General features: G+C 63.3%; 5 protein-coding genes, 5 pseudogenes and 1 other annotated feature (1 of these 11 cut by a window edge). Of the genes and pseudogenes, 9 read left to right on the top strand and 1 reads right to left on the bottom strand.

The annotated features are described in order from the left end of the window. Positions 1-82: a sequence feature (AL1L pseudoknot), on the top strand; it begins 54 nt to the left of the window's first position. The 6 genes and pseudogenes from KY49_RS04545 to KY49_RS04525 all read left to right on the top strand — a co-directional run. Then, positions 17-832: pseudogene (locus KY49_RS04545) on the top strand (IS3 family transposase); the annotation flags it as partial. Its footprint overlaps the feature before it by 66 nt. Before the next feature lie 18 nt (positions 833-850). Next, positions 851-2,126 (top strand): annotated as a pseudogene (locus KY49_RS04540) (IS256 family transposase). Between the two features lie 44 nt (positions 2,127-2,170). Beyond that, a pseudogene (locus KY49_RS36870) lies at positions 2,171-2,305 on the top strand (IS3 family transposase); the annotation flags it as partial. A gap of 163 nt (positions 2,306-2,468) precedes the next feature. Next, the gene (locus KY49_RS36865) at positions 2,469-4,163 is read left to right on the top strand and encodes a VPA1262 family N-terminal domain-containing protein (protein ID WP_156162426.1); all 1,695 of its coding nucleotides are present in this window, start codon (positions 2,469-2,471) and stop codon (positions 4,161-4,163) included. Further along, positions 4,156-5,946 carry a hypothetical protein gene (locus tag KY49_RS04530; protein WP_156162425.1) on the top strand — a complete coding sequence of 597 codons (1,791 nt, stop codon included), beginning with the start codon at positions 4,156-4,158 and terminating at the stop codon, positions 5,944-5,946. The genes KY49_RS36865 and KY49_RS04530 overlap by 8 nt, the downstream gene beginning before the upstream one ends. A gap of 309 nt (positions 5,947-6,255) precedes the next feature. Then, the gene (locus KY49_RS04525; protein ID WP_042583527.1) at positions 6,256-7,107 is read left to right on the top strand and encodes a DUF6216 family protein; all 852 of its coding nucleotides are present in this window, start codon (positions 6,256-6,258) and stop codon (positions 7,105-7,107) included. Positions 7,108-7,300: 193 nt separating this feature from the next. Here KY49_RS04525 and KY49_RS35085 read toward each other — a convergent pair. Further along, positions 7,301-7,600 (bottom strand): annotated as a pseudogene (locus KY49_RS35085) (transposase family protein); the annotation flags it as partial. A 429-nt stretch (positions 7,601-8,029) separates the two neighbouring features. Between KY49_RS35085 and KY49_RS04520 the strand changes: the two are divergent. The 3 genes and pseudogenes from KY49_RS04520 (at position 8,030) to KY49_RS04510 (ending at position 13,591) form a co-directional block, all read left to right on the top strand. Then, complete coding sequence (locus KY49_RS04520) at positions 8,030-8,854, top strand: IclR family transcriptional regulator (RefSeq protein ID WP_042583526.1); 825 nt, start codon at positions 8,030-8,032, stop codon at positions 8,852-8,854. Positions 8,855-9,101: 247 nt separating this feature from the next. Continuing rightward, positions 9,102-10,462 (top strand): annotated as a pseudogene (locus KY49_RS04515) (MdtA/MuxA family multidrug efflux RND transporter periplasmic adaptor subunit). Between the two features lie 15 nt (positions 10,463-10,477). Then, on the top strand, positions 10,478-13,591 hold the full coding sequence (locus KY49_RS04510; RefSeq protein WP_042583525.1) for an MdtB/MuxB family multidrug efflux RND transporter permease subunit: 3,114 nt from the start codon (positions 10,478-10,480) through the stop codon (positions 13,589-13,591). Positions 13,592-13,594: the final 3 nt, after the last annotated feature.

Genomic DNA, 13,594 nt, shown 5'->3' with positions numbered 1-13,594 from the left:
GGGGAAGAATGGCTGTTGGGTCAATCAGCATCGCGACACCTTCGGGGTCGAGCCGATCTGCAAGGTCCTGCGGATTGCCCCGTCGGGCTACCGACGCCATGCGGCACAGCTTCGCGATCCGTCCGAACGCAGTGCCCGCGCGAAACGCAATCAGATTCTGCGACCAGAGATCAAGCGCGTCTGGCAAGCCAACATGCAGGTCTATGGCGTGCCGAAGGTCTGGAAGCAGATGAACCGGGAGTGCATTGCGGTGGCGCGCTGCACGGTCGGGCGGCTGATGAAACGGCAGGGCTTGCGTGGCGCGGTTCGCGGCAAACGGATTCGCATGACGATCCCCGACATGAGCGCACCGCGCCCACTGGATCGAGTCAACCGGCAGTTTAAGGCCGACCGGCCGAATCAGCTTTGGGTGTCGGACTTCACCGATGTCTCGACGTGGCAGGGCTGGCTGTACGTGGCGTTCGTGGTCGACGTGTTTGCTCGCCGCATCGTCGGCTGGCGGATCAGTTCGTCGATGACCACGGACTTCGTGCTGGATGCACTTGAACAGGCGCTGTATGCTCGTCAGCCGGGCAATGACGGGACGTTGGTTCACCATTCCGACAGAGGGTCGCAATTCGTCAGTATTCGGTATAGCGAACGATTCGCCGAAGCGGGCATCGAGCGGTCGGTCGTCAGCCGCGGCGACAGCTACGACAACGCACTGGCTGAAGCGATCAACGGGCTGTACAAGACAGAACTGATTCATCGGCGCGCCACTTGGATAACGAGGGAATCCGTCGAACTGGCAACGCGGACCTATCCGTCATTTTGTGGGCGAGGCATATCATGAGGGTTAAAAATCATGGGTATGCCGATGAAGAAGAAGAGACGAACGGTGGCCTCGCAGGCAGCGGCCCGAGGGCCGCTGCCTGAACTGCCCAAGGAACTGCTGGACCAACTTGTCAAGGGGCCAATGACGCCGGCTGAGGTGCAGGACCTGATGCTGGCGTTCAACAAGGCGCTCATCGAACGCGCAATGGGCGCCGAGATGAATCTGCATCTGGGCCTATCAGCCGGGCCAGTCCAAGCCGCCCGGCCAGGCCAACGAACGCAACGGCGCCAGCGGCAAGACCGTCATCACCGATCGCGGCCCGGTCCGGGTCGAGGTGCCTCGTGACCGCGATGGCAGCTTCGAGCCGATCCTGATTCCCAAGCACGAACGCCGCTTCACCGGCTTCGACGAGCGCATCATCGCGATGTACGCGCGCGGCATGAGCGTGCGCGAGATTCAAGGGTTTCTGGCCGAGCACTACGGCACCGAAGTGTCGCCCGACTTCATCAGCTCGGTCACCGACGAGGTGATGGCCGAGGCGCTGAGCTGGCAGAGCCGCCCGCTCGAAACGATGTACCCGGTGGTGTTCTTCGATGCGCTGCGGGTCAAGATCCGCGACGACGGCGTGGTCAGCAACAAGGCGGTCTATCTGGCCTTGGGCATCCAGGCCGACGGCCAGCGCGACGTGCTGGGCCTCTGGATCGAGCAGACCGAGGGCGCCAAGTTCTGGCTCAAGGTGTTCAACGAACTGAAGACGCGCGGCTGCCAGGACATCCTGATCGCCGTGGTCGACGGCCTGAAGGGGCTGACCGAGGCCATCGGCGCCGCCTATCCTAGGACGGCGGTTCAGACCTGCATCGTGCATCTGATCCGCAACAGCCTGGAATATGCTGGCTGGAAGGACCGTAAAGCCGTGGCGCAGGCACTGCGCCCGATCTACGCGGCGGCCAGCGAAGGGGCGGCAAGTCAGGCGCTACAGGACTTCGCCGACGGCCCCTGGGGCGAGAAATACCCGACCATCGCGCAATCGTGGCAGCGCGCCTGGGAGCACGTCACACCGTTCTTCGTGTTTCCGCCGGAGATTCGACGGGTTGTGTACACGACCAACGCCATCGAAAGCCTGAACATGCAGTTGCGCAAGATCATCAAGACCCGCGGCCACTTCCCGAATGACGAGGCTGCCATCAAGCTGCTCTGGCTGGCGCTGCGCAACGTGCTGGCCAAGACCGTGCGGTCGGCCTTCGACTGGAAATCCGCCATGAACCAGTTTGCTATCCTGTTCGGTGAGCGATTCACGCAGGCGCGTGGCTAACGATTTGTTCAACCGCCTCACCCACAAAAATGCGGACAGGTTCGGCAACGCTGGAGTGGGTGGCCTGGTACAACCATCATCGGCTGATGGAACCGCTCGGCTATATCCCGCCCGCGGAGGCTGAGGCAAACTACTACAGGCAACTCAGATATGCCGCTGATGGGCCTGCATTAAATTAAACCAACCAGCCTCCACGATTCCCGGTGCGGTTCAAGTAGCATAATCGGATTCGTCATCAGGCTGATTTCGACTCGTCGTTTATGAACTCATCCGTACCGGCTTCTCTATTGTGTCGCGAAAGCTTCACGAGATTGATTTAGGTGAATCACAAGGCTGGGCACAATGCAAGAATCTATTTCCGATGTGCTGGGATCAACATCAGGAGAATGGCCGACTCTCATTGAGGGCGATTACTCCGTTGGAGTTATTCGCCTCGTTACCCTCATTCGAGAGCGGGTCAATCACCTGCTGTTCGCCTCCGTTGAACTCCTGCCTGCAGAGATGCCAGTTCCACCGCCGCCCCTGGACGGTGGATGGTCACAAAACTTCGGACTTGATCGACTCTGTGTTGGTCGAACCGTTCTGCCGCTAGCGGACGCAATCGCGTGGTACGAGACGCTCAAGCAAGGTCAAGCCGTCGTCCCTGGCAAAACCTTCCGGATCGCGGCCCCGCCCTTGTCTCCTGAGCCGGATTACAATGGGTTCACCGTCTTACCTGATCCGCCACCCTTTTCTCCAGTTTGGCATGATAAACCCCGGCTGCATCGTCTCGTGCCGATGGCGGCACTGTCCGAACCTGTGGTGGCAATGCGAAACGGTTCGACCGAGATCGAAGCCTTCGTCCGTGCCCGGGAATGGTTGCGCCAGAAAATTCACTTCGACTTGCTAGCCTACGACGACTGGCTTGGATCTGGTGTACTGATCGCTCCGAACCCCCTTCTTCGCTACTGCGGCACCCGCATCGCGGAGCGATCGGCAGCGGGCGAAACCATCGAAGTCGGCGGAACACCACGTCGCGGCGCCAATCTCTCGACCCTTCGACTTATCGTCGAAGAGGTACGCGCGGGCGCACCGGCCTGGCGCGCCGAAGGTACTCCCAATGCTCTCGGCCGCTTTCGTGCCCCAGCGCACTCTCAGGTTGCGACTGTCCGTCACGATCTATCTTGTCAACTTCGTGGCCTTCTTGATCACGACGCTCCGGCTTCCTTTTTTCGCAGCATCAACATCAGCCACACACCACAGGGATCCGTGCGGGAGGTTGCACCCCCAAGGCGTACACCATCCGCCCAACCGCGAATAGTCCACGTTCGCCCTCCTCATAAGCCATCGGCTACTCCACCGCCGACGGCACTCCGTCAACTAGAGGATCTGCAGCGAGCGCGCGCAGAACGCTTCGGAGATTTTCGACCGACTGAAGCGCGCCTAATCCATCGCAACGCCCGCCTCCTCGAAAACGACCGAGAAGGGACGGTTTTGTGGATCCGAGAGCTCATTGCCTCAGCTCGATCTCAAGTTCTCTTCGTCGATCCTTATCTCGATGCTGACGACCTTCAAGAGTTCGCAACGGCCGCGTCGTACCAAGGTGTTGCCATCCGCGGTCTAATCAATCCACGGCCAAACCGCAGCCGCCACGCTGATGAAAGCGGCAAGTTATTCGGTGACCAGATGCTCGAAAAAATTGCTGAACTGCGGGACCCCGCACAGGAGTTTGGGAATATCGACATTCGGGTTTCGAAGATCCGCCGTCTACATGATCGCTTCTTGCAGGTCGACGATGTGGTTTGGCACTCCGGTCACTCGTTCAACCAGATGGGCAAAGGGGAGATCAGCCTGATGACACTAGTCGCTGAACCCGCCGAAACACGCGAGGTGCTTGCGGAGGCATTCGCCGAAGCCGAACCCTTCGAAAACTATTGGGCAAATCGTCCCGTCCCGCCGTGGTCGCTGAGGCGAGAGGTTAGTTACCTGCTGCGCCGCCTTGCAAAGTGGCTCGAACGGTCACGCAACACGCAGCCCCAGGAGGCTGGCCATGAGTGACGACGGCAGAGCACTTCCGCCCCCAGTCGACGGTGCAGCGGCTCTGGCCATAACACTCGATTGGCTTCGCCTGCCGGATCGGACGAATGAATTTGGAAACCTCGAGCCGAAGCCGATCGACGGATCGGGCACACCCGACACTCTGGCGGAGCACTTAGCCGCCGCAGGTCTCATGGACTGGCGCGATGCCATCGTCACCGCAGCAGGTCCAGGACAACCTCTTCATTTAGATCCTCACTTGCGATGGCTCATGGGCCAAGCCGCAATTGAGATCGCCGTCGACACCAATCAGCGCAGCATCCTCCCCGTAGTCCAGGAGTTGCAGTCTCTCGGTGAAGTCAGCGACGTCGAATTGGTGTCCACGATCTGTAGCCGCATCGCGAATGCGACCGATAATTACTCACTTCTGGAGTCCCTCCGCTCGCGCCTGCAGTCAGCATGGAACTCTCGCTTTAACGAGCGGCTTCGGGGTTATGTCGAAGCGACCGCCACTCAACCGTTGACGTCGCGACACCTCTGGCCTGGGCATGACAGTATGCTGCTCGGTGACCGGTGGGCACATCGGGTTGCTGCGACGCTTTGGCCAGATCGCTACATGGAGATGCTGGCTAGCTTTCCCGCACTATTTCAGCATGCCTTTGGCATGCCCCTGTCGCAAATCGACCTTGCCTTGGTCGCGGCACTCGTGCGCGTGTCCCCCGATGTTTTCTCGGGCGACGGGGCGCCCCTCGGACCCGTGGTCGTCTTCGTCCTGCTCGATGTGACCGAGGCACGGCTCGCAACGGTCGGGGCACAGGACATGAACACTGTAGAGATCGAACTCGGCAACATCCTCGATAGCGTGTTCTCCCGTAGCGACGGGAACTGGATCGGCCGAGCATGGCTGCAACGTATCATCTGGCAAGATTCCCCGCGGCGAGCAGGTCGCGCACAGGCGGACGTGACTACACAGAGAGCCCTACGGGATACGCTACTCGCGCAACTATCCAGTCGTATCACACCTCTCGGCGAAACCGTATTTGACTGGGTACGTCAGGAAGAGCCGCTCTGGGGAGTTGATCGCGTCTTGACCGAAGCCTCGATTCTGGACGCACACGGTGACGCGGGCGCGGCGGCCGAGATTCTCGCAGGAGCGGTTCGGCAAGGGTTGGTGAACGCCACCGGTCGATCCGCAGGGCTCGCCACGAGTTCGCCGGAAGCGACAGTCGTCGGCCGCGTGCTTTCTCATCTGCCCGACATGAACCAGTGGTTCCGGACTCTATGGCGTGATACTTACGAACTGCGAGAGCAGTTGAGCTACCCGGCGCACCGTGGCCTCGACAATCCAGCGTATCCCGCTCTGGTCTGGGGCCTGATTGGACTTAACTCCTCACAGCCAACACATGTCGACGCAGCGAACTTCTGGCGCGCGATTGCGGCCGCAGTGTTCGAGACGCAACGCATTGACCCGAACGCGAGCATATTCAATGGCGCGATGCCACCGATAACTCGGGTCACGGTTCAGCTGGGCGCGGCGCTTGTCGAGCTTGGCGCCCTTCCGGTCAGTGACCTCGCCGACTTCCTAGCCGATCAGTTAGAGCCGACTGCCGAATATGCGCGTCTCTGGCAAATCGCGAGGTCTGAAGCATCGGACACTGCCACCTTAGACGCGGGGCGCTTGGTAGGCGCGACCCTGCTTCGCCAGGCGCTCGAGGCCGGGATCACACAAAACCTTCCAATGTGGGACGCAGCGCTTGATCAGTCCGCACGGGACGATTTGGCGGATTTCTTGCGCCGCCTTTAAGTGGAGGTGCTATCCATTGTGAACCATCGGAATAGCCCTTCGACACACAACCACTTTGCGGTGCCCAATCGAACATTGCAATGCCAGTCACAGTCCCGCGGCGAGATGTCGCTACTGCACATGGCAGCGACCATTTCGCGACCAAGATGGAAATGGCTCGAATCGATGAAGCACGGGCGGACCGCGAACCAAGTTGCGGCTGATCGCTGCCGAGCGCCCTTCACGACCATGCGCCATCTGTAAAGGGAAGGCCGTCAATCGCTTTCCTTTTTCCCTAAAACCACCGCCTGATAGTTACGAAAATCTGCTATGAATACCATCTGGGGAGCCGCAATCGTTCCGCTTGTCACCTATCTTCTTTCCATCCTTGGTCTCGTTGGCTTCGCTGGCTATGCGATCTTCCGACTAAACTCCACCCAGATCATTCGAGAAAAGGTGTGGAGTACTTTCGTCGGCGACAAAGATTTCAACGACGAGAAACTGAAGTCTTTCGGACAGAATCAGCTTGACTTGACACGTTTTCGTTTGGTGTATGGCGTAACGGCCCGATCAGTTCAAGATCTGCATCGATTGCTGTCCTGGATGGAACGTCATCACCTCACTCCGATAGAGGTTAAACAGGTTCGCGCCCGTATCGATCCATCCAAAGACGAGCCGCTCGAAGCCCCGCGGACGCGACATCTTGTCACGCGCGCTGCCCTAGCCTTGCTCATAATGGTGGGCTTGATGGTGACCTTCGACAAGGCGAGCACCTCGAAAACAACACTACTCACCATGCATGTCTCGAAGACATGGCTATGGAGTGACGGAGCGAGTGTCGAGGGCACTCTAGGAAATTCGTGGCGACTCGATGCTCAGTCGTGTGCAAAGCTCCCGCTGCCCGGTACCACCCTCACCGGCTTGACCAATGATGAGACGACAGCCATTTGCAAGGGCATTGCAGACGGTGCGCTCAGGGACACGGTAAACGACGGGATAAAGTATCAACGCCGAGCTATCGCGGTGTTCTTGTTTTTCGTTCTCATCGTCGAGACAAACATCGCCTTTGGTTTCGGCATCGACCTGCGTGCACGCACGCTGGCCCGTCGACTACGCTCCAGGAACGACACCTCAAGCGAGCCCTCAGTGCCATTGGTAAACGAAAATCCAATCGAGCAATAACGCGTCATAGGCAAGGTAACGTACCGCTTGACGGTCAACGAGTATTTGCTCTCCCGGCAGAAAAAGTGGAACCAGCAGCCGATTCGTATCGGTACGCCACGTAACCTCTGCCTCCCAACACCCCACCGCGCAGATTATGCTGACACGGTGATACCGGCCACTTGACGGGCATGTCAACTAGAAGGGATTGGCAGTAGCGGCCCAGCCAGTCCAGCTTCTCCAGCCGTGGGCCGCCGCAGCGTTCGCACCAGACCCAGCGTCGGGGCACGTGCAGCACGACCCGGTACTCGAACAGCGGCAGATCGCGTACCCGCCGAACGGTCGTTTCATGAATCTGCTGGCAACGCGCGCCGCATTGCTCGCAGTACATGACCTTGCTGACCGGCTTCAGGTAGAGCGACAGCGTGCGGTTTTCGCCTTGCGGCCACTCCACCCGCTCTAGCCGATAGCCTGTCCAGCAGCCCAGTGCTTGCAGTGCCTTGCGATCGAGCAATTCTTCCTCCTGACATCCTTAAAGTCAGATGTCAGGTTACGCAATCGCTCTCCAAGGCTCCACGGTTTCCTGCGATGAACCAAAAAAAAAGCGCCACGGAGACCGTGGCGCTAAAAAAGTTCTAGCCATTCCGAGGGCCGTGCTAGAACCTGAGAGACTGCGCGAAACATCGTTGCCGGTTAAACTGCGAAACGATGTTTCGAAAACGTGAGACATTCTTTCCGTTTCCGCCGGACAAGTCAAGCGGTATTTGCATCCAACGATGCGGTTTTTCGCGATGCAGGATCAGGAGTTTTCCTAATAAACCAAGGGGGAACCCGTAAAATCCCATCTCATGACCGGTTGACCCAAATAACATGCATCCTTTGACAATCATCCTACAATTCCAACAAAATTGAAATCCAGTTTCGGAAATAGAGAGAACGCCCCGTGTCGACACCCGTGAATCCTCCTGCTTCCCGCGAACGCGAATCGTCGCCCGACGAAATCACCGCGCTCGCGCGCGGTCTGGCCGTGCTGCGGCGCATCGCCGCCGCCGACGCGCCGGTCAGCAACCGCGAGCTGACCGAACTGACCGGCATCCCGAAACCGACCGTGTCGCGGATCACCGCGACGCTCGTCAGCGCCGGCTTCCTGTACCAGCTGCCCGACAGCGAGCGGTTCGTGCTCACCGCGTCGGTGCTGGAGCTGAGCCACGGCTTCCTGCGCAACTTCGACATCCGCGCGCGCTCGCGGCCGTTCATGATCGAGCTGGCCGAGCGCACGTCGCTGTCCGTGCACCTCGCGGTGCGCGACCGCCTCGACATGGTCGCGATCGACGTGATCCGGCCGCGCTCGGCGGTGCTCGTCACGCGTCTCGAGATCGGCTCGCGGATGGACATCGCGCGCACCGCGGTCGGCCGCGCGTATCTCGCCGCGCTCGAGGACGACGAACGCCGCGGGCTGATCGACGCGCTGCGGGCCGCGGCGGGCGACGACTGGCCGCACGTGTTCGCGCGGCTCAACCCCGCGCTCGACGACGCGCAGCGCCAGGGCTACACGATCGCGATCGGCGAATGGCGCGAGGGCCTGAGCGCGGTCGCCGCCGGGTTCGTCGGCCCGTCGGGCCAGTGCTATTCGGTCAATTGCGGCGGTGCGTCGCACCAGTGCCCGCCCGAATGGCTCGACGAGCACGTGGTGCCGGCGCTGCACGAATGCATCGCGAAGATCACCCGCGAGATCGGCGGCGCGCCCGCCCGGCGCCGCGTCGCTTGACGTGCAAGCCGCGTGCACGTCATGCGCGCGAGCGCCGTCCGTCGCCGTCTGTAACCAACGTAACCCGTTGAAAGATAGTCCGCTGGACTGTAACGGGGACGGGACGTAGCATCATGCCCATCGTCGCGCCGCCCTCGCGGTGCGCACCGCTCTTTTCCCGCGCAGGACGGAGCCCGGCCGGCTCCCCCTGACGCCGCATGCACATGCGCTGCCCGCCTCGCGGCACGCCGTCTTTCAGACCGAACCGATGGACAACCAGCAAAAGCCCACGCCCCCCGCGTACGACCCTGCGCCCGCCTCCCCCCCGCGCGCCGCCCGCGCCGCAAGCTGATGCTCGGCGCGCTTGCGCTCGTCGCGGCCGGCGGCCTGCTGTGGTGGCATCCGTGGAGCGGCGACCCCGACGGCAAGTCCGGCACGGGTGCGAGTGCGGGCAGCGGCCGCCACGGCCGCGGCGGCCCGGCCGCGATGGCGAACGTGCCGCAGCCGGTGCAGGTCGCTGCCGCGACGCGCGGCGAAATGCCGGTCGTGCTGTCCGCGCTCGGCACCGTGACGCCGCTCGCGAACGTGACCGTCAAGACGCAGTTGTCGGGCTACCTGCAGTCGGTCGCGTTCCAGGAAGGCCAGCTCGTGAAGAAGGGCGACGTGCTCGCGCAGATCGATCCGCGCCCGTACCAGAACGCGCTCGAGAACGCCGAAGGCACGCACGCGCGCGACGCCGCGCTGCTCGCGACCGCGCGCCTCGACCTGAAGCGCTACCAGACGCTGCTCGCGCAGGATTCGATCGCGTCGCAGCAGGTCGACACGCAGGCGTCGCTCGTCAAGCAGTACGAGGGCGCGGTGAAGACCGACCAGGCGGCGATCGATTCCGCGAAGCTGAACCTCGTCTACGCGCGCATCACCGCGCCAGTGTCGGGCCGCGTCGGCCTGCGCCAGGTCGACCCGGGCAACTACGTGACGCCGGGCGACACGAACGGCATCGTCGTGATCACGCAGATCCAGCCGATCAGCGTGATCTTCACGACGTCAGAGGACAACCTGCCGCAGATCCTCAAGCAGATGAACGCGGGCAGCAAGCTGTCGGTCACCGCGTACAACCGCAACAACACGGTGCCGCTCGAGACCGGCTCGCTCGAGACGCTCGACAACCAGATCGACACGGCCACCGGCACGGTCAAGCTGCGCGCGACGTTCGCGAACCAGGACGGGCTGCTGTTCCCGAATCAGTTCGTCAACACGCGGCTGCTCGTCGACACGGTCCGCGACGCGACGATCGTGCCGACGTCGGCGGTGCTGACGGGCTCGATCGGCCAGTTCGTCTACGTCGTCAAGCCGGACAACACGGTGACGGTGCGCAAGGTCAAGGTCGGCCCGGTCGACGGCGAGCGCACCAGCATCGTCGACGGCGTCGCGGTCGGCGAGCGGGTCGTCACCGACGGGTCCGACCGCCTGCGCGAAGGCTCGACGATCACGATCCCGGCCGACAAGCCGAAGGGCGCGTCGGGAACATCCGGCGCGCACGGCGCGGGCGCGGCCGCCGGCGCATCCGGCACGACGGGCGGGCACCGCGGCCAGCATCGCGGCGGCGCATCGCAAGCGCCGGCACGGTAACGCGCGGGCCGTCCGATGAATCCGTCCCGCATCTTCATTCTCCGGCCGGTCGGCACCGCCCTCCTGATGGCGGCCATCATGCTGGCCGGCCTCGTCGCGCTGCGCTTCCTGCCGCTCGCGGCGCTGCCCGAGGTCGACTACCCGACCATCCAGGTGCAGACCTTCTATCCCGGCGCGAGCCCCGAGGTGATGACGTCGTCGGTGACCGCGCCGCTCGAACGGCAGTTCGGGCAGATGCCGTCGTTGAACCAGATGTCGTCGCAGAGCTCGGCCGGCGCGTCGGTGATCACGCTGCAGTTCGCGCTCGACCTGCCGCTCGACGTCGCCGAACAGGAAGTGCAGGCCGCGATCAACGCGGCCGGCAACCTGCTGCCGTCCGACCTGCCCGCGCCGCCGATCTACGCGAAGGTCAACCCGGCCGACGCGCCGGTGCTGACGCTCGCGGTCACGTCGAAGACGCTGCCGCTCACGCAGGTGCAGGATCTCGCCGACACGCGGCTCGCGATGAAGATCTCGCAGGTCGCGGGCGTCGGCCTCGTCAGCCTGTCGGGCGGCAACCGCCCGGCCGTGCGGATCCAGGCGAACCCGACCGCGCTCGCGCAGTACGGGCTGAACCTCGACGACCTGCGCACGACGATCTCGAACCTGAACGTCAACACGCCGAAGGGCAACTTCGACGGCCCGACGCGCGCATACACGATCAACGCGAACGACCAGCTGACGAGCGCCGACCAGTACCAGGACGCCGTCGTCGCGTACAAGAACGGCCGGCCGGTGATGCTGACCGACGTCGCGAAGATCGTCGCCGGCTCGGAGAACACCAAGCTCGGCGCGTGGGTCGACGCGGAGCCCGCGATCGTCCTGAACGTGCAGCGCCAGCCCGGCGCGAACGTGATCCAGACGGTCGACGCGATCAAGGCGCAACTGCCGAAGCTGCAGGAGTCGCTGCCCGCGGCGCTCGACGTGCGCATCGTCACCGACCGCACGACGATGATCCGCGCGGCGGTGCGCGACGTGCAGTTCGAGCTGATGCTCGCGGTCGCGCTGGTCGTGCTGGTGATGTACCTGTTCCTCGCGAACGTCTACGCGACGATCATCCCGAGCCTGTCGGTGCCGCTGTCGCTGATCGGCACGCTCGCGGTGATGTATCTGTCGGGCTTCTCGCTGAACAACCTGTCGCTGATGGCGCTGACGATCGCGACCGGCTTCGTCGTCGACGACGCGATCGTGATGATCGAGAACATCGCGCGCTACGTCGAGGACGGCGACCCGCCGCTCGAGGCCGCGCTGAAGGGCTCGAAGCAGATCGGCTTCACGATCATCTCGCTGACGGTGTCGCTGATCGCCGTGCTGATCCCGCTGCTGTTCATGGGCGACGTGGTCGGGCGGCTGTTCCACGAGTTCGCGATCACGCTCGCGGTGACGATCGTGATCTCGGCGATCGTGTCGCTCACGCTCGTGCCGATGATGTGCGCGAAGCTCCTGCGCCACTCGCCGCCGCCGGAGAGCCACCGCTTCGAGGCGCGCGTGCACCAGGCGATCGACCGGGTGATCGCGCGCTACGCGGTCGCGCTCGAATGGGTGCTGAACCGCAAGCGCTCGACGCTCGTCGTCGCGGTGCTGACGCTCGTGCTGACGGGCCTGCTGTACGTGCTGATCCCGAAGGGCTTCTTCCCGCCGCAGGACACCGGCGTGATCCAGGCGATCACGCAGGCGCCGCAGTCGATCTCGTACGGCGCGATGGCCGAGCGCCAGCAGCAGCTCGCCGCCGAGATCCTGAAGGATCCGAACGTCGAGAGCCTGACGTCGTTCATCGGCGTCGACGGCACCAACATCACGCTGAACAGCGGCCGGATGCTGATCAACCTGAAGGCGCGCGGCCAGCGCAAGGAGACGGCGGCGGAAATCATCCGCGACCTGCGCCAGCGCGTGTCGCACGTGCCGGGCATCTCGCTCTACATGCAGTCGGTGCAGGACCTGACGATCGACTCGACGGTCAGCCCGACGCAGTACCAGTTCATGCTGACGAGCCCGAACGCCGACGAGTTCGCGACCTGGGTGCCGAAGCTCGTGTCGCGCCTGAAGCAGGAGCCGTCGCTCGCCGACGTCGCGACCGACCTGCAGAACGGCGGCCAGTCGGTGTACATCGAGATCGACCGCGCGAGCGCCGCGCGCTTCGGCATCACGCCCGCGACCGTCGACAACGCGCTGTACGACGCATACGGCCAGCGCATCGTGTCGACGATCTTCACGCAGTCGAACCAGTACCGCGTGATCCTCGAGTCCGAGCCGCAGATGCAGCACTACACCGACTCGCTGAACAACCTGTACCTGCCGTCCGCGGGCGGCGGCCAGGTGCCGCTCGCATCGATCGCGACGTTCCGCGAGCGGCCGTCGCCGCTGCTCGTGTCGCACCTGTCGCAGTTCCCGTCGACGACGATCTCGTTCAACCTCGCGCCGGGCGCGTCGCTCGGCGAGGCGGTCAAGGCGATCGGCGCGGCCGAGCAGGAGATCGGCCTGCCCGCGTCGTTCCAGACCCGCTACCAGGGCGCGGCGCTCGCGTTCCAGGCGTCGCTGTCGAACCAGCTGTTCCTGATCCTCGCGGCGATCGTCACGATGTACATCGTGCTCGGCGTGCTGTACGAGAGCTACATCCACCCGATCACGATCCTGTCGACGCTGCCGTCGGCCGGCGTCGGCGCGCTGCTCGCGCTGATGATGACCGGGCACGACCTCGACATCATCGGCATCATCGGCATCGTGCTCTTGATCGGCATCGTGAAGAAGAACGCGATCATGATGATCGACTTCGCGCTCGAGGCCGAACGCGCGGAAGGCAAGCCGCCGCGCGAGGCGATCTACCAGGCGTGCCTGCTGCGCTTCCGGCCGATCCTGATGACGACGCTCGCCGCGCTGCTCGGCGCGGTGCCGCTGATCGTCGGCGCCGGCGCCGGCTCCGAGCTGCGCCAGCCGCTCGGCATCGCGATCGCCGGCGGCCTGATCGTGTCGCAGGTGCTGACGCTGTTCACGACGCCCGTGATCTACCTCGGCTTCGATTCGCTCGCGCGCCGCGTGCGCGGCTGGTTCGAACGCCACGGCCCCGCCGCTGGCCCGCGCACGGATGCCTGACCG

Source organism: Burkholderia sp. MSHR3999 (assembly GCF_000833595.1).
Lineage (GTDB): Bacteria > Pseudomonadota > Gammaproteobacteria > Burkholderiales > Burkholderiaceae > Burkholderia > Burkholderia ubonensis.
Note: the sequence above shows the minus strand (reverse complement) of the source record. Positions and strands in the feature narration are given on the sequence as shown.